This window comes from Mesorhizobium sp. M2A.F.Ca.ET.046.03.2.1 (assembly GCF_003952425.1).
GTDB lineage: Bacteria > Pseudomonadota > Alphaproteobacteria > Rhizobiales > Rhizobiaceae > Mesorhizobium.
Window position 1 is genome coordinate 2,835,417 of record NZ_CP034449.1, and the last position, 18,788, is coordinate 2,854,204.

Here is an 18,788-nt window from a genome sequence, read left to right on the forward strand (position 1 = left end):
ATGCCCAAGATGAAGACCAAATCGGCCGCCAAGAAGCGGTTCAAGATTACTGCCACCGGCAAGGTGCTGTCGGCTGCCGCCGGCAAGCGCCACGGCATGATCAAGCGTTCCAACAAGTTCATTCGCGATGCCCGCGGCACGATGGTTCTGGCTGAACCGGACGGCAAGAAGGTCATCAAGAATTTTCTGCCGAACGGCCTCTAATCCCTCGGCTTGGACAACGTATTAAGGAGATCATGACATGGCACGCGTAAAGAGAGGCGTCACCGCCCACGCCAAGCACAAGAAGGTCCTGAAAGCCGCCAAGGGTTTCTACGGCCGCCGCAAGAACACCATCCGCATCGCCAAGCAGGCGGTGGAGAAGTCGCTGCAGTATGCCTACCGCGACCGCAAGAACCGCAAGCGCTCGTTCCGCGCGCTGTGGATCCAGCGCATCAACGCGGCGACCCACGAGCACGGCCTGACCTATGGCCGCTTCATCGACGGTCTCAACAAGGCCGGCATCGAGATCGACCGCAAGGTCCTTTCGGACATGGCCATCCACGAGCCGCAGGCTTTCGCCGCGCTGGTGGCCAAGGCCAAGGTCGCGCTCGAATATCTGAAGAACACCACGCCGAATGCTTTTGAGAGCGCTGTCGCCTAAGCCAGCGCTTCCCAAGCATTTCTAGTACTGATTTGGGGAACCCGCGCTGGCACGGCTGGCGCGGGTTTTTCTTATGCCTGATCAAACCAAGATGGTGACGCACCACATGGGTGCTGTCCGCCCGAACGAAGAGAGTTTCGCCGTGAACGCCACTGCTGGAAATCTTGAAGCCCTGGAAGCTTCGCTGCTCGCCGAGATCGCGGCGGCCTCGGATGAGGCCGCGATCGAGGCGGTGCGCGTCTCGGCGCTGGGCAAGAAGGGCTCGGTGTCCGAAATGCTGAAGACGCTGGGCGCCATGAGCGCCGAGGAACGGCAGGTGAAGGGCCCGGCGATCAACGGCCTCAAGAACCGCGTCACCGAGGCACTCACCCGGCGCAAGGCCGAGTTGAAGGATGTGGCGATCGTCGCCCGGCTCGAGGCCGAGAAGGTCGATGTCACGCTCCCCGTTCGCCAGTCGCCGGGCGAGCGCGGCCGCATCCATCCGATCAGCCAGGTGATCGACGAGATCGCGGCGATCTTCGGCGATCTCGGCTTCTCGATCGCCGAAGGTCCGGATATCGAGACCGACCATTACAATTTCACGGCGCTGAACTTCCCCGAGGGACATCCGGCGCGCGAGATGCACGACACCTTCTTCTTCCAGCCGGACGAGAGGGGCGAGCGCAAGCTGCTGCGCACACACACCTCGCCTGTGCAGATCCGCACCATGGAGCGGCAGAAGCCGCCGATCCGCATCGTCATTCCCGGCAAGACCTACCGGCAGGATTCCGACGCGACGCATTCGCCGATGTTCCACCAGGTCGAAGGGCTGGTGATCGACAAAACCGCCAACATCGCCAACATGAAGTGGGTGCTGGAGGAGTTCTGCAAGGCCTTCTTCGAGGTGCCTAGCGTCAAGATGCGCTTCCGCCCGTCCTTCTTCCCGTTCACCGAACCCAGCCTCGAGGTCGACATCCAGTGCGACCGCTCGCGTCCGGGCGAAGTGCGCTTCGGCGAAGGCTCCGACTGGATGGAGATCCTGGGCTGCGGCATGGTGCATCCCAACGTGCTGCGTTACGGCGGGCTCGATCCCGACGAATATCAGGGCTTTGCCTGGGGCATGGGTATCGACCGCATCGCCATGCTGAAATACGGCATGCCGGATTTGCGCGCCTTCTTCGACGCCGACGTGAGGTGGCTCACGCATTACGGCTTCCGGCCGCTCGACCTGCCGACGCTGTTCGGGGGGCTGTCTGCATGACGGCACCTCACACCGGCGGCTGCCGTTGCGGCGCGGTGCGGTTCGAGGCCTCGGCCGAGCCGCACCACATCAGCTATTGCCATTGCGGCGACTGCCGGCGCGCCACGGGCGCGCCGGTGTCGGCCTTTGTCGGCTTCATGGCCGACCAGGTCGCGCTCGAAGGCAAGTCGCTGAAAAGCTACCGCAACGGCCCGGTGGAGCGCTCCTTCTGCGGCATTTGCGGCTCGCCGATCGCCTATGTCGATAAGCGGCTCGACAACAAGATCTATTTCATGCTCGGCGTCATGGACATGCCGGCCTATTTCAAGCCGACGCTGCATGCCTATGTGCGCGAGCAACTGCCCTTCCTGCACATGCCGGACGACCTGCCGAGACATCTGAAGACCAGCGTGCCCCGACCAGAAGGGCAAGGACCGAACGGAACAGAACCATGAAATTCACGCTCTCCTGGCTCAAGGACCATCTCGAGACCGACGCCTCGCTTGCCGAGATCGTCGAGCGGCTGACCGCGATCGGCCTCGAAGTCGAACATGTCGACGACAAGGCAGGCTTGAAACCCTTCGTCATCGCCAAGGTGCTGACGGCGGTGCAGCACCCCGATGCCGACCGGCTGCGGGTGCTGACCGTCGACACCGGCGACGGCAAGCCGCCCGTGCAGGTGGTGTGCGGGGCGCCCAATGCCCGCGCGGGGATGATCGGCGCCTTCGCCGCGCCCGGCACCTACATCCCGGGCATCGACGTGACGCTCTCGGTCGGCAAGATCCGCGGCGTCGAAAGCCATGGCATGATGTGCTCGGAACGCGAGCTGGAACTGTCGGACGAGCACAGCGGCATCATCGATTTGCCTGAGGATGCGCCGGTCGGCACCAGCTTCGCGGCCTACGCGCATCTCGACGATCCGGTGATCGAGATCAACCTGACGCCGAACCGGCCGGATGCGACCAGCGTCTACGGCATCGCCCGCGACCTTGCAGCGAGCGGGCTCGGACGGCTGAAGACAGCACCGGTGGAAGCGATTCCCGGCAAGGGCGCGACACCGGTCAAGGTCACGATCGAGGCGCCCGAGCTTTGCCCCGGCTTCGCGCTGAGGCTGGTCAAGGGCGTCAAGAACGGCCCGTCGCCGAAATGGCTGCAGCAGCGGCTGATCGCCATCGGGCTCCGGCCGATCAGCGCGCTGGTCGACATCACCAACTACGTCACCTTCGACCGCGGCCGGCCGCTGCATGTGTTCGACGCCAAGAAGGTCGCCGGCAACCTCGTCGTGCGCCGCGCCCGGGACGGCGAGAAGGTGCTGGCGCTGGACGGCCGCGAATACACGCTGACGCCCGAAATGTGTGTGATCGCCGACGACAATGGCGTGGAATCGATCGCCGGCATCATGGGCGGCGAGCATTCGGGCTGCGACGAGAACACCACCGATGTGCTGATCGAATCGGCGCTCTGGGATCCGATCACGACGGCCCGCACCGGCCGCGCGCTCGGCATCATCACCGACGCGCGCTATCGTTTCGAGCGCGGCGTCGATCCCCAATTCATGGTGCCGGGCGTGGAGCTCGCGACCAGGCTGGTGCTCGATTTCTGCGGCGGCACGCCGAGCGAGATGGAGGTTGCCGGCTATGCCGGACACAAGGCGATGGTCGTGTCCTTCCCGCTGTCGGAAGTGAAGCGGCTGACCGGCATCGAGGTCCCCAAGGCCGAGAGCCTCGACATCCTGACGCGGCTCGGCTTCGAGCCGCAGGGCTCGGGCGACGTCGTCAAGGTGACGGTGCCGTCCTGGCGGCCGGACATCGACGGCAAGGCAGACCTCGTCGAGGAGGTGATGCGCATCCACGGCGTCGACAACATCTTGGCCCAGCCGCTGACCTCGCATGACGCCGTCAACGGCAAGATCCTGACCACGCTGCAGGTGCGCACCCGCGCCGCCAAGCGAGCGCTCGCCGTGCGCGGCATGATGGAGGCCGTGACCTGGTCGTTCATCCCGGCCAAGCACGCCGAGCTGTTCGGCGGCGGCCAGACGGCGCTGAAGCTCGCCAACCCGATCGCCGCCGACATGTCCGACATGCGGCCTTCGCTGCTGCCCGGACTGATCGCCGCGGCGCAGCGCAATGCCGACCGCGGCATCGGCGACGTGGCGCTGTTCGAGGTCTCCGGCACCTATGAAGGTGACGCGCCCGAACAGCAGCGGCGAGTGGCAGCCGGCGTGAGGCGCGGTACGGCTAGGCTCGACGGTTCGGGCCGCAGCTGGGCCGGCAATGCCGGGCCGGTCGGCGTGTTCGACGCCAAGGCGGACGCGATCGCGGCGCTCGAGGCCTGCGGCGCGCCGGTCGACCGGCTGCAGATCGAGCCGGGCGGCCCGGCCTGGTATCACCCGGGACGTTCCGGCACGATTAAGCTCGGCCCCAAGACCGTGCTCGGCACTTTCGGCGAGTTCCATCCGAAGACGCTGGACGGGCTCGATGCGTCCGGCCCGATCTGCGGCTTCGAGGTTTTCGTCGACGCCGTGCCGGAGCCGAAGGCCAAGCCGACGCGCACCAAGCCGAAGCTGGAGCTGTCGCCCTTCCAGGCGGTGAAGCGCGATTTCGCCTTCGTCGTCGACAGGACGGTCGAGGCCGGAACGCTGGTGCGAGCAGCCTTGGCTGCCGACAAGAAGCTGGTCACCGGCGTTTCGGTGTTCGACGTCTTCGAGGGTGCCACGCTCGGCGAAGCCAAGAAGTCGATCGCCATCGAGGTGTCGATCCAGCCGGTCGAAAAGACGCTGACCGACGAGGATTTCGAGGCGCTGGCCAAGCGCATCGTCGAGAACGTCAACAAGCAGACGGGCGGCGTGCTGAGGGCATAGGCTTTCTTGGGATTGCCGGAAGGTGGCGAATCGCCTTCCAAAGGGCGATGGACCACCTCCGCTACTCCGGCCTTCCCTTCGAAACGCAACGCACGGCTTTCCTCGGCATCATCGCGGCCGACCCGCTGTTGGCCGAGACGCTGGCGCGGGCGCGGGCGCTTGCGCTGCCGGATTGGCTGGTGGCTTCCGGCGCGCTCTACAACAGCGTCTGGAACCATCTGACCGGCAAGCCGCCAGGCTACGGCATCAAGGACGTCGATCTGTTCTATTTCGATGATGCCGATCTCTCCTACGAGGCCGAGGACACGGTGATCCGCCGCGCGGCGGCGCATTTCGAGGGGCTGCCGCTGCCGGTCGAGGTGCGCAACCAGGCGAGGGTGCATCTGTGGTATCCGGTGAAGTTTGGTGAGGAATGTCCGCGGTATGCGAGTTCGAGCGAGTCGGTGAGCTATTTTGCGTCGAAGACGCATGCGGTTGGGGTGCGATACGGTGCTGACGGGGCGCTGGAGCTGGTGGCGCCGTTCGGGCTGGATTATATCTTTTCGTTTCGCATCACGCCGAACCGGGCGCTGGACAATCAGCGGACCCATGAGGCGAAGGGGAGAAGGGCCAGGGAGTGCTGGCCGGAGATTGAAGTGATGCCTTGGTAAGGGTGCAGAATAAAATAGGTCGGCGCGAGGCCCCCCTCTCTGCCCTGCCGGGCATCTCCCCCTCAAGGGGGGAGATTGGCAGTTTCGATGCCGGCGCTCCCTTGCAACGCAGGTGATTGACGAAAGCAGATGCGACATCGATCTCCCCCCTTTTGAGGGGGAGATGGCCGGCAGGCCAGAGAGGGGGGCCTCGTGCCGGCCTTTCAACAACGGGCGCCAAAGCGCCCTTCGTCTGCTACCCATTCACCAGCGCCAGCAATTCCTCCGTATAGCGCTTGCCGACCACCTTATCCGGCGACAATGCATCGCCGATCGCCGCAACCTCGGCCGCGCTCAACTCAATCCCGGCCGCCGCCGTATTCTGCTCCAAGTGGCGGATCTTTCTTGCACCGGGGATCGGCACGATGAAATCGCCCTGGTGCAGCACCCAGGCGAGCGCCAGCTGCGCCGGTGTCACGCCCTTTTCCGCCGCCATCTTCTCCAGCACCGCGATGACGGCGTTGTTAGCTGCCATCGCCTCGGCCTGGAAGCGCGGCAGAGTGAGGCGCCAATCGCCGGCGCCGAGCACATCGGGCTTGGCAATCGTGCCGGTGAGCAGGCCGCGGCCGAGCGGGCTGTAGGGCACGAAACCGATGCCAAGCTCGCGGCAGACGGCGAAGACCTCGTCCTCGGGATCGCGGCTCCACAGCGAATATTCACTTTGCACCGCGGCGATCGGGTGCACGGCATGCGCCCGGCGCAATGTCGCGCCGCTCACCTCCGACAGGCCCAGCGCCCTCACCTTGCCCTCGCGCACCAGCTCGGCCATGGCGCCGACCGTGTCCTCGATCGGCACGTTGGGATCGACGCGGTGCTGGTAGTAGAGGTCGATCACGTCGGTATCGAGCCGCTTCAGCGAAGCTTCGGCCACCGCCTTGACGTGCTCGGGGCGACTGTCGACGCCCGCCATGCGGTCGAGGCCGGTGCCTTCGTCGAGGATCTTGAAGCCGAATTTGGTGGCGATGGTCACCTTGTCGCGCACCGGCTTCAGCGCCTTGCCGAGCAGGATTTCGTTCTCGAACGGACCATAGACTTCCGCCGTGTCGAAGAAGGTCACGCCGATTTCGACGGCGCGGCGCAGCGTGGCGATGGCCTCGGCCTCCGGCTGGCCGCCATAAGCGAAGCTCATGCCCATGCAGCCGAGCCCGACGGGGAAGACTTCGAGTTCAGTTCCGAGTTTGCGGGTTTTCATCACGCATCTCCTTGTTGCGATGGGCAGGAAATAGGGCCTTGCAGTCCGTTCGATAATCGGCTCTCCTTTGCACGGCTTGTTCTAAAACATAGACCAATGAACCGCACCAACCTCTCGCAGCTCGCCGTGCTCGCCACGGTCGCCCAATGCGCCAGCTTTCGCGGCGCCGCGCGCGAGCTCGGCATCGCGCCCTCGGCGGTCAGCCACGCGGTGTCGAGCCTCGAAGCGCGGCTCGGCGTGCGGCTTCTGGCGCGCAGCACGCGCAGCGTCGCGCCGACCGAAGAAGGCGCGCAGCTGCTCGAACGGCTGCGCCCGGCGCTGTCCGAGATCGACCTGGCGCTGGAGACGGCGGTCGAGGCGCGGGACCGGCCCGCCGGCAATCTGCGGCTCACCGTGCCACGCACGGCCGCACACCTGACTCTGACGCCCAGGCTCGGCGCCTTTGCCGCGGCCTATCCCGATATCGTCCTGGAGATCGTCATCGAGGATCGCTTCACCGATGTCGTCGAAGGCGGCTTCGACGCTGGCGTGCGGCTCGGCGAAAGCCTGCAGCGCGACATGATCGCGGTGCGCATCGGATCCGACTTCCGCGGCGCGGTGGTCGGCTCGCAATCCTATTTCGCCTCCATGCCGAAACCGCGCCATCCGCGCGAGCTGGCCGACCACCGCTGCATCCGCTTCCGTTTCTCCAGCGGCATCCTTTACCGCTGGGAATTCGAGAAGGACGGCGAGGAGATCGAGATCGCGGCGCAAGGACCGCTGATCCTCGACGAGGACCACCTGATCGCCCAGGCGGCGGTCGACGGCGCCGGCCTTGCCTTCGTCTTCGAGCCCTATGTGTCGGCGCCACTGGCCGACGGCAGGCTGATCCGCGTGCTGGAGGACTGGTGCCCGTCCTTCGACGGCTTCTTCGTCTACTATCCGAGCCGCCGGCAGATGCGCCCTGCGCTGCGGGCGTTTGTCGATTTCTTCAAGGTGAGTGGCACCCTCCCCCTTGTGGGGAGGACTATCGCATATGGCACTCCCCCTCACCCAGCCTCCGCTTCGCTCGGCTGACCTCTCCCCAGGGGGAGAGGAGATTACCGGCGTCGGCGCCAGTCTCTTCTCCCCGTCGGGGAGAAGGTGGCCGCGAAGCGGCCGGATGAGGGGGCTGGCGCTGCCATATGCGATTGCCCCCTTGTGGGGAGGGTAAGGCTCCCGGAAGAAAGCCGGCGCCGGCTTCGTTCGCCTCGCATGCAACCCTTTACCAACACCCCCACCCGCTACGGCTGGGCGATGATCGTCCTGCACTGGCTGATCGGCGTCATCTTCATCGGCCAGTTCGCGCTCGGCGTCGTCATGGTGCGCACGACAAGCCAGCGCGCGTCCTTCGAGCTGATCCAGCTGCACAAATCCTTCGGCTTCCTGCTGCTCGGGCTGATCATCCTGCGCATCGCCTGGCGGCTCGGCAATGTGGCGCCGGCACTGCCCAGCTCGGTTGGCACGCTGGAGCGCAGGACCGCGCCGCTGGCGCATTTCGCGCTCTATGCCTTCCAGATCGCGCTGCCGCTCTCCGGCTGGGCGTTGGTTTCGGTGTCGACGCTGGAGATTCCGACCATGCCGTTCGATCTCTTCGTGATGCCCAATCTGCCGCTCGCCGAATCCGACGCTTCGGAGAGCTTTTGGACGTCCGCGCACTGGTATCTCGCCTATGCCGGCATCGGGCTGGTGGCGCTGCACATCGCGGCGGCGCTGCGCCACCATTTCCTGCTGCGCGACAATGTGCTGACGCGCATGATCACACCTTCGTCAGGCAGGGAATAGAACCGCGCCACCATTCGTTGGTGGGGCAAGAACGCAGAAAAGCGTATCTGCGGAAGGAAGAAACCCATGAACGCGCGTATCCTCGGATTGGCGGCCTTTGCCGCTTGCCTTGCCGTGCCTGCCGTTGCCGCGGTGGCGCTCAGCGACGCGGCCGGCAGCTACACGATCAGCCCGTCTGGCTCCTCGATCCGCTTCACCATCGGCAAGGCCGGCGGCGGCGGCTTCGACGGCGCTTTCGGCCGCTTCAAGGGCACGATCCGCATCGACAATGGCGATGTCGGCCGCTCCAAGGTCGACCTCACCATCTATCCCGAAAGCGTCGGCACCGGTCAGGCCCGCATCGATGCCTTCCTGCGCTCCGACGCGGTGTTCGACGCGGCCAACAACCCGGAGATCCAGTTCCGCTCGACCAGCGTGACGCGCACCGGTGACACGACGGCGGTCGTTACCGGGCGCCTGACGGCGCGCGGCAAGACGTTTCCGGAGAAATTCACCGCCGAGCTCGGCGGATTGAAGGGCGGGACCATCAAATTCCACGTCACCGGCAAGGTGCTGCGGTCGCGCTACGGCATGGATGTCGGCACGCCGCTCTATTCCAATGTCGTCGACTTCGACATGACGCTGACGGGGAAGAGGGGGTAGGCACAGCACATTTCCTCGCCCCCGCGAAGGCGGGGGAGAGGTGGCTCGGGCGAAGCCCGAGAACGGAGCGGGGGCGCCCTCCGCGACGGCAGAGCCTTCGCAGAATTGTGCTGTCGTGAAGCCGTCCCACTCCGAAGCTGCGTTCTACGAAGGCCCCTCTCCGTCCCGGCTTCGCCGGGCCACCTCTCCCCACTGCGTGGGGCGAGGAAGCGCGCCGCCTCCTGCATTGGCTTTTCCGTCGATTTCAGGCAAACCTCGTCGCCTGTAAACCGACATGGAGAAGCGTGATGTTCCGATGGGGTGTTCTGTCGACGGCAAAGATCGGCCGCGAGCAGCTTTTGCCGGCAATCGTGGATTCGGAGAACGGCGTCCTGTCGGCGATCGCCAGCCGCGACCTGTCGAAGGCCAAGGCGCTGGGCGAGCGTTTCGGCGCCCGCCATGCTTTCGGCTCTTATGAGGAACTGCTTGCCTCCCCGGACGTCGACGGCGTCTACATCCCGCTGCCGACCTCGCAGCATGTTGAATGGACGGCGAAGGCGATCGAGGCCGGAAAGCATGTGCTGGTGGAAAAACCGCTGGCGCTCGACGCCAAGGACATCCCGCCGCTGATCAAGCTGCGCGACCAAAAGAAGGTGCTGGTCTGCGAGGCGTTCATGGTCACCTATCACCCGCAATGGATCAAGGTGCGCGATCTGATCGCCAGCGGCGCCATCGGCCGGCTGCGGCACGTGCAGGGCGCCTTCTCCTACTACAATGTCGATCCCAACAACATGCGCAACAAGCTAGACCTCGGCGGCGGCGCGCTGCCCGATATCGGCGTCTATCCGACGGTGTCGACGCGGTTCTCGACTGGCAAGGAGCCGATCCGCGTGCAGGCGACGATCGAGCGCGACAAGACCTTCGGCACCGACATCTATTCCTCGATCCGCGCCGATTTCGGCGACTTCGAATTGTCCTTCTATCTCTCGACGCAGATGGCGGCGCGCCAGGTGATGGTGTTCCACGGCGAGAAAGGCTTCATCGAGGTCTTCGGCCCGTTCAATGCCGGGCTCTACGAGCACCACCGCATCGAGCTGCACAACCAGAACCATACCGAGGCGCAGGTGTTCCGCTTCCCCGGCACGCAGCAATACCGGCTGGAATGCGAGGCCTTCGTGCGCGCCGCACAGGGCGGCAAGGACCGCGTCTTCACGCTGGAGGAATCGGTGCTCAACCAGAAGGTCATCGACGCCATCTTCCGCGCCGGCGACAAGGACGGCTGGGAGCCGGTCTGACGATTTTTGCTTTTACGCAATTCCAAACGGAAAACCGCGTCACACTTCTCCTGAATTGCGTAGGTTTCGAATAAGTTTGCCGGCTCATTCTGGGAGGAAAAATGGCTGACGCGGACGTGATCATTGTCGGCGCGGGGCTGGCGGGCCTCGTCGCCGCTGCCGAACTGGCGGAGGCCGGCAAGAAAATCATCATCGTCGACCAGGAGCCGGAACAGTCGCTGGGCGGCCAGGCCTTCTGGTCCTTCGGCGGACTGTTCCTGGTCGATTCGCCGGAGCAGCGGCGCATGCGCATCCGCGATTCGCACGACCTCGCGCTCGAGGACTGGATGGGCACGGCCGCTTTCGACCGCCCGGAGGATTTCTGGCCGCGCAAATGGGCCGAGGCCTATGTCGGCTTCGCCGCCGGCGAGAAGCGCTCCTGGCTGATCGAGCGCGGCTTGAAATTCTTCCCCGTCGTCGGCTGGGCCGAGCGCGGCGGCGGCAATGCCGTCGGCCACGGCAATTCGGTGCCGCGCTTCCATGTCACATGGGGCACCGGACCCGGCGTGCTCGAACCTTTCGTGCTGCGCGTGCGCGAGGCGCAGAAGCGCGGGCTGGTCGAATTCAGGTTCCGTCATCGGGTCAACGAGATCATCCGCACCCGCGATACCGTCACCGGCGTGCGCGGCGACGTGCTGGAGGCGAGCAGCGTCGAGCGCGGGCATAAGAGCTCGCGCGCCGTGTCCGGCGCGTTCGAGCTCAGCGCGCAAGCAGTGATCGTCGCTTCCGGCGGCATCGGCGGCAATCACGAGCTGGTGCGCAGGAATTGGCCCGAGCGCCTGGGCGCGCCGCCCAAGCGCATGATTACCGGGGTGCCCGACCATGTCGACGGGCGCATGCTTGCGATCACCGAGGCCGCGGGCGGCAGGATCATCAACCGCGACCGCATGTGGCACTATGTCGAGGGCATCAAGAACTGGGCGCCGATCTGGACCGAGCATGCGATCCGCGTCCTGCCCGGTCCCTCCTCGATCTGGCTCGACGCGCGCGGCAAGAGGCTGCCGGTGCCGCTCTATCCGGGCTTCGATACGCTCGCCACGCTTAGCCATATCATGGGCACCGGCTTCGACTATTCCTGGTTCATCCTGACCAGGAAAATCATCCAGAAGGAGTTCGCTCTGTCGGGCTCCGAGCAGAATCCGGACCTCACCGGGAAGAGCTGGCGGCAAGTGCTGGGCCGCGCGACATCGGGCATTCCCGGCCCGGTGAAAGCCTTCATGGAAAAAGGCGAAGACTTCATCGTCGAGGCCGACCTTTCAAAGCTGGTGGCGCGCATGAACGCGCTGGCCGGCGGCGAGCCGCTGCTGGACGTCGCCCAGGTCGAGCGCGAGATCCGCGCCCGCGACAGGCAGCTCGACAACCCGTTCTCCAAGGATGCGCAGATCACGGCGCTGCGCGGCGCGCGCACCTATCTCGGCGACAGGCTGATCCGCACGGCCAGGCCGCACAAGATGCTCGATCCGGCGAACGGCCCGCTGATAGCGGTGCGCCTCAACATCCTCACCCGCAAGACGCTGGGCGGGCTTGAGACCGATCTCGACAGCCGCGTGCTCGATGCCGCCGGACAGCCGGTTCCGGGGCTCTACGCGGTCGGCGAGGTAGCCGGCTTCGGCGGCGGCGGCCTGCATGGCTATGCGGCGCTGGAGGGCACCTTCCTCGGCGGCTGCATCTTTTCGGGGCGCAGCGCCGGACGGGCGGCGGCGGCCACGATTGCGTGAACGGAGGGGGCAGGTGATCGCCGGGTTAGCGACAACGCTGTAGGCTTTTTCAGTCAACAGTTGTCGACCGAACTCCAATCAGCGGGAAGAGCATGCGCATCATCGTCTATGGCATCGGCGCGATAGGAGGCGCCATCGCGGCCCAGCTGAGTTTTTTCGGCCACACGGTCCTCGGCATCGCCCGCGGCAGGCAGCTTGATGCCATCCGCGCTTCGGGACTGTCGCTTTCCACTCCGCAAGGCACCAGGACCGCGCGCTTTCCTGTCTATGCCGACCCGGCGGAGATTTCCTTCGAGCCGGACGATGTCGTGCTGCTGACGATGAAAACGCCAGACACGCTCGGCGCGCTGCAACGGCTCAACGCCGCCGGCCTGGCGACGCAACCCGTATTCTGCTTCCAGAACGGCGTCGCCAACGAGGCGCTGGCCTTGCGTTTCTTTGCCAATGTCTATGGCGCAACGGTGATGCTGCCGGCCGATTACGACACGCCCGGCGAGGTCGGGACCTATTTCGCGCCCAAGATCGGCGCCTTCGACATCGGCCGCTATCCTTCCGGAACCGACGACGCGGTCGAGAAACTGTGCGGGGTCCTGAGCACGTCCGGCTTCATCGTCGAGGCCAGGGACAATGTGATGGACAGCAAATACCGCAAGCTGCTGGCCAATCTTCGCAACATCATCGACGCGGCGCTTGGCGACACCGAGCTTCAGCGGAAATGGTATGCCAGGGCGCTCGCCGAGGCGGAGGCGGTGCTGACCGCCGCCGGAATAGCGTGGGACAAGACCGACGCCATGGCCCGCCAGGAACTGACCATAACCGCCATTCCCGGCCGAACGCGCGTCGGGTCGTCGACGCTGCAGAGCATCGTGCGCGGGACGGGCTCCCTCGAAACCGACTTCCTCAACGGCGAGATCGTGCTGCTCGGGCGGCTGCACGGCATGGCGACGCCCGTCAACGCAGCCTTGTGCAGACTGTCGATCGCGCTGGCCAGCGGCCGGATGCGGCCGCAATCGGCCGGCGACGACACGATCGCCTCCATGATCGGCGCGGCCGACGGAACCGGCTGATCGCCGGAGGCAATCAAAAAACAGAGCCGCCCGAGAATCCTTTCGGGCCCATGGAACGTCTTCCTCATGCAGACCCGCAAACAGGAGACTCCCATGACCTACAATCTGATCCGCTATGGCGTGAAGGACGCCAACATCGCCGAGAACCGGGCGCTGGTGGAAAAAGTGTTCGAGGCGCTGGACGAAACGCAGCCGCGATCGGTGCGCTATCTGGTGCTTGAGTTGGATAACGGCGAGTTCGTCCACCTTGTCGGCTATGACAAGGACAGCTCGGCGCTGACCGAGCTCGACGCGTTCAAGGCGTTCAGCGCCGATCATGCCGGCCGGCGTTCGACGCCGCTTGTGAGGTCGCCGGCGAAGATCGTCGGCGATTATCGTATGCTGGCCAGGGCCAATGAAGCCGTGCCCGCCTGACCTTGGCATTGGCGAGGCGAGAAAGAGGACGATGAGCTTGGCAGGGTTCGGCCGCGCGGAACTTGAAGCCATGCTCGTCGGCCTGCGCCCGAAACTGCACCGCTATGTCGCGCGCATGGCGGGCTCCGCCGTCGAGGGCGAGGACATCGTGCAGGAGGCAGTGGTGAAGGCGCTCGCCGCCCATGATGGCGGCGCTCTCGTCGAACGCCCCGAGCAGTGGCTGTTCCGCATCGCTCATAACGCGGCGCAGGATCATCTGCGCCGCCGCCAGCGGGAGCGCTCCCGCGTCACCGAGGCCGACATGACAACGATCGAGGATCTCTCGGCCAACGCCGAGGTGAGGCTCGCGGCGGCGGCAAGCCTGCGCAGCTTCATGCAGCTTACGCTGGCGCAGCGCAGCGCCGTGATCCTCGTCGACGTGCTTGGCCTCACCTTGCATGAGACCTGCGAGGTGACGGGCGCGACGCTTGCCGCCACCAAGGCGGCTCTGCATCGCGGCCGGGCGGAGCTGAAGGCGCTGGCTTCGGCGCCGGCCGATCTCGCGATGCCGAAACTCGAACCGGAAGAAGAGCGCCGGCTGCGCCGCTATATCGAGCTGTTCAACGCGCGCGATTTCGACGGGGTCAGGGCGCTGATCGCCCAGGACGTCCAGGTCGACGTCGTCAACCGCACCCGCCTCACCGGCAAGAAGGAAGCCTCGACCTATTTCGGCAATTACGAGCGCCTCGGCGACTGGACACTGTCGCTCGGCTTTGTCGATGGCCTGCCGGCGATCCTCATCCGCAACCCGCAGGCGGACGATGCCGTGCGCGGCTTCGTGCTGGTCCATTGGCGCGGCGAAGAGGTTGTGCGCATCCGCGATTTTCGCCATGCAGCCTACTGCCTCGAGAATGCAGACATCCATCCCGTCGGCGTTTGATCGTCGCGTGAGGCACTGCTCCATCAAATCATCGTGAAGCCGCGCGATCGTCACGGATCGGCCATCAGCGCAGCAGCATAGGCCTGCTCGAAGTCGGCCAGTCCCCGGTCCCATACGCGCCACGGCACGATCATTTCACCGTCCGCGAAGAAGGCGCCTGGCCAGCCGTCGTTAGTTTTTTATCATTTCACCACTCACGTAATGCGGGCGGACAGGAGCCCGCGAGGTTCTCTGATGTCTCTTACCGAAGCCACCAAGCCCGCCAAGCAGGATTCCCGCAAGGCCAAAGCAGCCACCGCGGCGCCGCCGCGCGAGCAGATCCTGATCGGCCCTGATTTCATCCAGAAAGGCGAGCCGCATGAGCGGCTCGACCGGTTATTCGCCGATCTGGCGAGCCGCTTCGATGCCGCACCGGCGGTCATCTCCGGCGGTCGGCGCTGGTCGTATCGCGAGCTGAACAGCCGCGCCAACCAGTTTGCCCATCTGTTGATCGAGCGCGGTGTCAAGCCAGGCGACAGGATTGGCCTTTTGCTCGACCGCTCCGCCGAAACCTACATCGCGGTGCTTGCAGTGATGAAGGCCGGGGCGGCATTCGTGCCCTTGGCCACCGCGTTTCCCGAAGACCGTATGGTGATGATCATCGAGGACGCCAACGTCACGATGGTGATCAGCGTTTCCGGTTATGCCGCGCGCGTGGCGCGCCTGCCCGTTCCGCATATCTCGATCGATTCGGCGGAGTCCGAAATCGCGCTCCAGCCGGAAACGGCGCCCTTGCCGGAAGGCGCCCAGGATCAGCCGACCCTCATCCTCGTCTACGAGCCGGAAAAGGCCTGCCTCGACCGCCTGTCCGCCGACGGATACCCGGCGGATCGTGCCCTGGAAATTTCGTCCTATCTGGCGCAGTCGACCGACCTTGCGCCCGAATTCGACTTGCTCGCCGCCGCCTGCGAGAAGCGCGGCCTCGCTTTCAAGCCTGTAGAGCTCGACGACGCGGTGCCGGTGCTGGCAAAGGCCGATCCCGCAACAACGCTGGTCTGGACGCTGACCGACGGCATTGCCTATTTCCGGGGCGGCGCTTCGCCGGCGCTGGCGCGGCTGAACGGGCTGCGCACCATCGGCGCCGACGATTCGCTGTTTGCGCTCTGCCAGGACAAGTTCCGCTGCGGCGCCGTGCTTGGCGCGCTCGGCCTGCCGGTGCCGCAAGCCGGCCTGGCGCGCAACGGCGAATGGCTGGTCGAGCCGCCGGCCTCGCCCAAGGGCTGGTTCGTCAAGCCGAAGCGGCTCGGCGCCAAGATCGGCATCTGGCCGGATTCGCGCATCACCGATCTCGGCCATGCGCTGGAGCTTAGCCGGCGCGTCTTTTCCCATTACCGCGACGACGTCGTCGTCCAGCCCTATGTCGCCGGCCGCAACGTGCGCGCGAGCTTCCTTGGGCTAAAGCCCGAAACCGGCATCGAGGCGCTTGGTATCTTCTTCGTCGATTCCGGCGGCGACTTCCAGACCATGGCCGACTCGATGGCGCTTTATGGCGAGACCGGCCAGGCCGCGAAGGATGCGGGCACCTATGTCGAGCCGGAGCTGGAGGCTGTCGGCGCCAGCCAGCCGGCGGCGGATCGAAAAATCCGCGCCATCGCGCAAAAACTGATAAGCGGTCTCGGCCTGAGAGATGTCTTTTCCGTCGACCTCAGAGTCGACGCTGACGACACCGTCCACCTCATCGAGTTCGAAGTCTGCCCCGGCCTGCCCTGCTTCGATTTTCGCGACTATTGCCGCAGGGAATGGGGCATGAGCCTCGCGGATGCGATGGCTGAGACGGCGGCCAATAGGCTCTTTCGCTAAACGCCCTCGACCAGCACGATCTCGCCGTCGGCCACTTTCTGGCGAATGGCGGCGGCGCGCTGGTATTCCGGCGAGTGGTAGCAGTCATGCGCCACGGCCAGCGATTCGAACTCGATGATGACGTTGCGGGCGCGGCCCGGCCCTTCGGCCTTTTCATGCTCGCCGCCGCGCGCCAGGAATTTCGCGCCGAAGCGATCGAAGGCGAGCTTCGCGGCGGCGACATAATACTTGTATCCCTCGGCGTCGCGCACATCGACGCGAGCGATCCAATATCCCTTGGGCATTGCGTTCCTCCTGTTTGCGCGCACGGAGCGAGGACCGGTTCCGAAAGTCGCTCCGGTGAGGCAGCTGGTGGTTTTTTCGAGAACCGGAGCGGAGCGTACTTAAAGTACGTGAGTACCGGAAGCGCAGAAAACGCGCCGGAGTAGAGTTTCAGAACCGGTCCTCAGGCCGACTGCATCTCGGCGATTATCGCCTCGGCCGCGGCGCGGCGGTCCGGCGCCTTGACGATCGGCCGGCCGACGACGAGATGGCTGGCGCCGTTGCGGATCGCCTGCGCCGGCGTCACCACGCGTTTCTGGTCGCCATGGTCGCTGCCCGACGGGCGGATGCCCGGCGTCACCACCGCCAGGTCGGGGCCGACGATGCGGCGCACCGCTTCGGCCTCTTCCGCCGAGCAGACGATGCCGCCCATGCCGGCATGCAGCGCCTGTTCGGAGCGCCTGAGCACCAGCGTGTGCGGGTCGTATTCATAGCCGGCGTCGATCATGTCCTGCTCGTCCATCGAGGTCAGCACCGTCACACCAAGCAGGCACAGATCGCTGCCTTTGGCCGCCTCGACAGCCGCTCTCATCGTTTTGGGATAGGCATGCAGCGTCAGCATCGAGACACCCATTTTGACGATGTTCTCCACGCCCTTGGCCACGGTGTTGTCGATGTCGAGCAGCTTCATGTCGAGGAACACTTTGGTGCCGCCGCTGGCGAGCTCCCGCGCGAAGTCTAGCCCGCCGGCAAAGGCCAGCTGGTAGCCGATCTTGTAGAAGGAAACGGCGCCTTCGAGCTCGCGTACCGCCGTCTCGGCCTCCTTCAGCGTCGGAAGGTCGAGCCCGACGATCAAACGGCCCCGCATCGTGTCTGCCTCCGCGAAATTGATCACACCTCGATCCGGGTCGACAGCATGCGCGAGGTTTCCATCAGTGTACGGCATAGGCGCTCCATCGATTGGTGTAGTCTGGCGTCCCTGAATTGTCCGTCCTCGGCGAAGGCTTCGTCGGCCTCGGAGACTGAGCATTCCGGCGTGATCACCTCCATCTGGCAGCGCACCAGCACCGCGCGCAGATGGTTGATGCAGCGTATGCCGGCGAACTTGCCCTCGGAGGACGAGCAGAGCCCGACCGGCTTGCCGGCAAGCGGCCTGAAGGTGCGGCTGCCCTCACGGCGTATCCGGCTCACCCAGTCGATCGCGTTCTTGAGCAATGGCGGGATCGAGCCGTTATATTCGGGCGTCGCGATCAGGACCCCGTCATGCGCCGCGATCTGGCGGCCGAGCCTGAGCGCGTTCTCGGGGATGCCTTTTTCCTTTTCGAGGTCCTCGTCCATGATCGGCAGCGGATAGTCGCCGAGCGAGATGCGCGTCACTTCCGCGCCCTGCACGGCCAATTCCTTCTGCGCCACATCGGCGGTCCGGCCGCTATAGGCGCCGGTCCGGACCGAGCCGGCGAAGACGAGGATTCGTAGGATCACTGCCATGGGCCTGCTTCGCCAAGGGAGTAGGGGAGTAAGGGAATAGGGCAGTAGGGATAGTGCGGAAACTGAATGTTCATTCCCTATTCCCCTACTGCCTTACTCCCCTACTCCCTTAACCCTAATGCGCCGCGCGGCGATAGATCCACAGCTGCGTCGGCGGGATGTTGCGGAAGATGAAATCGAAATGCTCGACGGTGTAGTCGCCGCGCCCCGCCGGGATCGGCGACAGCGGGCCGTAGGTCAGCTGCACGATCGGCCGTCCGGCGGGAATGCGGTCGAGCAGGCTTTCGATATAGGCGATGCGCTGGGCGACCGGGAAATTGAGCAGCGGCACGCCGGAGACGACCGAATCGAACACCATGTCGCGCTTCTCGCCGAGCGTGGCATTTAGATTGAAGGCGTCGCCCTCGATCACGTTGACGCCGGGATAGAGCCCGCGCAGATGGCGCACGAAGTCGGTCGAATATTCGACCGCGTAGAGATTTTCCGGCTTTACACCCTGGGCGAGGATGGCGCGGGTGATTACGCCGGTGCCTGGCCCCACCTCAAGCACGGGCAGGCCAGATCTCGGATTGACGATCGAGGCCATCTTGCGGGCGGTGACGGAACTGGTGGGGACGATCGAGCCGACCGTTTTCGGCTTGTCGATCCAGCCTTTGAAGAACTTCAGCTCGTCGTCGAATTTTTCCGCCAGCGCTTTGCGCAATCCGGGACTACGTGCCAT

Annotated in this window: 20 protein-coding genes and 1 pseudogene; 16 read left to right on the forward strand and 5 right to left on the reverse strand. The window is 65.2% G+C overall.

Translation table 11 applies throughout. The annotated features are described in order from the left end of the window. From rpmI to EJ072_RS13495, 6 genes are all read left to right on the forward strand, one after another. A complete protein-coding gene (rpmI, locus tag EJ072_RS13470; protein WP_027166935.1) occupies positions 1–204 on the forward strand; it encodes a 50S ribosomal protein L35 in 204 nt (67 codons plus the stop codon). Positions 205–241: 37 nt separating this feature from the next. Then, positions 242–643, forward strand: a complete 402-nt coding sequence (rplT, locus tag EJ072_RS13475; protein WP_042637600.1) for a 50S ribosomal protein L20 — start codon at positions 242–244, stop codon at positions 641–643. A 106-nt stretch (positions 644–749) separates the two neighbouring features. Then, the gene (pheS, locus tag EJ072_RS13480) at positions 750–1,883 is read left to right on the forward strand and encodes a phenylalanine--tRNA ligase subunit alpha (protein WP_126083619.1); all 1,134 of its coding nucleotides are present in this window, start codon (positions 750–752) and stop codon (positions 1,881–1,883) included. Further along, the gene (locus EJ072_RS13485; RefSeq protein WP_126080128.1) at positions 1,880–2,317 is read left to right on the forward strand and encodes a GFA family protein; all 438 of its coding nucleotides are present in this window, start codon (positions 1,880–1,882) and stop codon (positions 2,315–2,317) included. Before pheS ends, EJ072_RS13485 begins: the two co-directional genes overlap by 4 nt. After that, positions 2,314–4,722 carry a phenylalanine--tRNA ligase subunit beta gene (gene pheT, locus EJ072_RS13490; protein WP_126080129.1) on the forward strand — a complete coding sequence of 803 codons (2,409 nt, stop codon included), beginning with the start codon at positions 2,314–2,316 and terminating at the stop codon, positions 4,720–4,722. The genes EJ072_RS13485 and pheT overlap by 4 nt, the downstream gene beginning before the upstream one ends. 47 nt (positions 4,723–4,769) lie before the next feature. Beyond that, positions 4,770–5,372, forward strand: coding sequence for a nucleotidyltransferase family protein (locus tag EJ072_RS13495; protein ID WP_126080130.1), 603 nt, complete (start codon positions 4,770–4,772; stop codon positions 5,370–5,372). A gap of 235 nt (positions 5,373–5,607) precedes the next feature. Here the strand turns inward: EJ072_RS13495 and EJ072_RS13505 are convergent, their stop codons facing one another. Continuing rightward, complete coding sequence (locus EJ072_RS13505) at positions 5,608–6,603, reverse strand: aldo/keto reductase (RefSeq protein ID WP_126080131.1); 996 nt, start codon at positions 6,601–6,603, stop codon at positions 5,608–5,610. A gap of 96 nt (positions 6,604–6,699) precedes the next feature. Between EJ072_RS13505 and EJ072_RS13510 the strand changes: the two genes are divergently transcribed. From EJ072_RS13510 to EJ072_RS13555, 10 genes and pseudogenes are all read left to right on the forward strand, one after another. Beyond that, positions 6,700–7,659 carry a LysR family transcriptional regulator gene (locus tag EJ072_RS13510; protein ID WP_245467299.1) on the forward strand — a complete coding sequence of 320 codons (960 nt, stop codon included), beginning with the start codon at positions 6,700–6,702 and terminating at the stop codon, positions 7,657–7,659. Positions 7,660–7,836: 177 nt separating this feature from the next. Continuing rightward, positions 7,837–8,406 (forward strand): cytochrome b, encoded by a 570-nt coding sequence (locus EJ072_RS13515; protein ID WP_126080132.1) that lies wholly within the window; start codon positions 7,837–7,839, stop codon positions 8,404–8,406. 66 nt (positions 8,407–8,472) lie between these two features. Further along, a complete protein-coding gene (locus tag EJ072_RS13520; RefSeq protein ID WP_126080133.1) occupies positions 8,473–9,048 on the forward strand; it encodes a YceI family protein in 576 nt (191 codons plus the stop codon). A gap of 287 nt (positions 9,049–9,335) precedes the next feature. Further along, on the forward strand, positions 9,336–10,322 hold the full coding sequence (locus tag EJ072_RS13525; protein ID WP_126080134.1) for a Gfo/Idh/MocA family oxidoreductase: 987 nt from the start codon (positions 9,336–9,338) through the stop codon (positions 10,320–10,322). Between the two features lie 101 nt (positions 10,323–10,423). Next, a complete protein-coding gene (locus EJ072_RS13530; protein WP_126080135.1) occupies positions 10,424–12,079 on the forward strand; it encodes an FAD-binding dehydrogenase in 1,656 nt (551 codons plus the stop codon). A 92-nt stretch (positions 12,080–12,171) separates the two neighbouring features. After that, entirely contained in the window at positions 12,172–13,146 is a 975-nt protein-coding gene (locus EJ072_RS13535) for a 2-dehydropantoate 2-reductase N-terminal domain-containing protein (RefSeq protein ID WP_126080136.1), read from the forward strand. Positions 13,147–13,239: 93 nt separating this feature from the next. Then, positions 13,240–13,560, forward strand: coding sequence for a hypothetical protein (locus tag EJ072_RS13540; RefSeq protein ID WP_245467300.1), 321 nt, complete (start codon positions 13,240–13,242; stop codon positions 13,558–13,560). Positions 13,561–13,591: 31 nt separating this feature from the next. Continuing rightward, positions 13,592–14,479, forward strand: coding sequence for an RNA polymerase sigma factor (locus EJ072_RS13545; RefSeq protein WP_126080137.1), 888 nt, complete (start codon positions 13,592–13,594; stop codon positions 14,477–14,479). A gap of 234 nt (positions 14,480–14,713) precedes the next feature. Continuing rightward, positions 14,714–15,166 (forward strand): annotated as a pseudogene (locus EJ072_RS36740) (AMP-binding protein); the annotation flags it as partial. A gap of 84 nt (positions 15,167–15,250) precedes the next feature. After that, positions 15,251–16,318, forward strand: a complete 1,068-nt coding sequence (locus EJ072_RS13555; RefSeq protein WP_245467360.1) for a D-alanine:D-lactate ligase-like protein — start codon at positions 15,251–15,253, stop codon at positions 16,316–16,318. Here EJ072_RS13555 and EJ072_RS13560 read toward each other — a convergent pair. From EJ072_RS13560 to pmtA, 4 genes are all read right to left on the reverse strand, one after another. Further along, positions 16,315–16,602: a DUF1330 domain-containing protein gene (locus EJ072_RS13560; protein ID WP_126080138.1), complete on the reverse strand. Its 288-nt coding sequence runs from the start codon at positions 16,600–16,602 to the stop codon at positions 16,315–16,317. The genes EJ072_RS13555 and EJ072_RS13560 overlap by 4 nt on opposite strands. 161 nt (positions 16,603–16,763) lie before the next feature. Beyond that, entirely contained in the window at positions 16,764–17,447 is a 684-nt protein-coding gene (gene pyrF, locus EJ072_RS13565) for an orotidine-5'-phosphate decarboxylase (RefSeq protein WP_245467301.1), read from the reverse strand. 23 nt (positions 17,448–17,470) lie between these two features. Next, positions 17,471–18,067 (reverse strand): NADPH-dependent FMN reductase, encoded by a 597-nt coding sequence (locus EJ072_RS13570; RefSeq protein WP_126080140.1) that lies wholly within the window; start codon positions 18,065–18,067, stop codon positions 17,471–17,473. 115 nt (positions 18,068–18,182) lie between these two features. Then, on the reverse strand, positions 18,183–18,788 hold the full coding sequence (gene pmtA / locus EJ072_RS13575) for a phospholipid N-methyltransferase PmtA (RefSeq protein WP_126080141.1): 606 nt from the start codon (positions 18,786–18,788) through the stop codon (positions 18,183–18,185).

Excerpts from the sequence above, each read along its gene's own strand:
- rpmI (WP_027166935.1), top strand. The coding sequence starts at position 1 with ATGCCCAAGATGAAGACCAAATCGGCCGCCAAGAAGCGGTTCAAGATT.
- rplT (WP_042637600.1), top strand. The coding sequence starts at position 242 with ATGGCACGCGTAAAGAGAGGCGTCACCGCCCACGCCAAGCACAAGAAG.
- pheS (WP_126083619.1), top strand. The coding sequence starts at position 750 with ATGGGTGCTGTCCGCCCGAACGAAGAGAGTTTCGCCGTGAACGCCACT.
- EJ072_RS13485 (WP_126080128.1), top strand. The coding sequence starts at position 1,880 with ATGACGGCACCTCACACCGGCGGCTGCCGTTGCGGCGCGGTGCGGTTC.
- pheT (WP_126080129.1), top strand. The coding sequence starts at position 2,314 with ATGAAATTCACGCTCTCCTGGCTCAAGGACCATCTCGAGACCGACGCC.
- EJ072_RS13495 (WP_126080130.1), top strand. The coding sequence starts at position 4,770 with ATGGACCACCTCCGCTACTCCGGCCTTCCCTTCGAAACGCAACGCACG.
- EJ072_RS13505 (WP_126080131.1), bottom strand. The coding sequence starts at position 6,603 with ATGAAAACCCGCAAACTCGGAACTGAACTCGAAGTCTTCCCCGTCGGG.
- EJ072_RS13510 (WP_245467299.1), top strand. The coding sequence starts at position 6,700 with ATGAACCGCACCAACCTCTCGCAGCTCGCCGTGCTCGCCACGGTCGCC.
- EJ072_RS13515 (WP_126080132.1), top strand. The coding sequence starts at position 7,837 with ATGCAACCCTTTACCAACACCCCCACCCGCTACGGCTGGGCGATGATC.
- EJ072_RS13520 (WP_126080133.1), top strand. The coding sequence starts at position 8,473 with ATGAACGCGCGTATCCTCGGATTGGCGGCCTTTGCCGCTTGCCTTGCC.
- EJ072_RS13525 (WP_126080134.1), top strand. The coding sequence starts at position 9,336 with ATGTTCCGATGGGGTGTTCTGTCGACGGCAAAGATCGGCCGCGAGCAG.
- EJ072_RS13530 (WP_126080135.1), top strand. The coding sequence starts at position 10,424 with ATGGCTGACGCGGACGTGATCATTGTCGGCGCGGGGCTGGCGGGCCTC.
- EJ072_RS13535 (WP_126080136.1), top strand. The coding sequence starts at position 12,172 with ATGCGCATCATCGTCTATGGCATCGGCGCGATAGGAGGCGCCATCGCG.
- EJ072_RS13540 (WP_245467300.1), top strand. The coding sequence starts at position 13,240 with ATGACCTACAATCTGATCCGCTATGGCGTGAAGGACGCCAACATCGCC.
- EJ072_RS13545 (WP_126080137.1), top strand. The coding sequence starts at position 13,592 with ATGAGCTTGGCAGGGTTCGGCCGCGCGGAACTTGAAGCCATGCTCGTC.
- EJ072_RS13560 (WP_126080138.1), bottom strand. The coding sequence starts at position 16,602 with ATGCCCAAGGGATATTGGATCGCTCGCGTCGATGTGCGCGACGCCGAG.
- pyrF (WP_245467301.1), bottom strand. The coding sequence starts at position 17,447 with ATGCGGGGCCGTTTGATCGTCGGGCTCGACCTTCCGACGCTGAAGGAG.
- EJ072_RS13570 (WP_126080140.1), bottom strand. The coding sequence starts at position 18,067 with ATGGCAGTGATCCTACGAATCCTCGTCTTCGCCGGCTCGGTCCGGACC.
- pmtA (WP_126080141.1), bottom strand. The coding sequence starts at position 18,788 with ATGGCACGTAGTCCCGGATTGCGCAAAGCGCTGGCGGAAAAATTCGAC.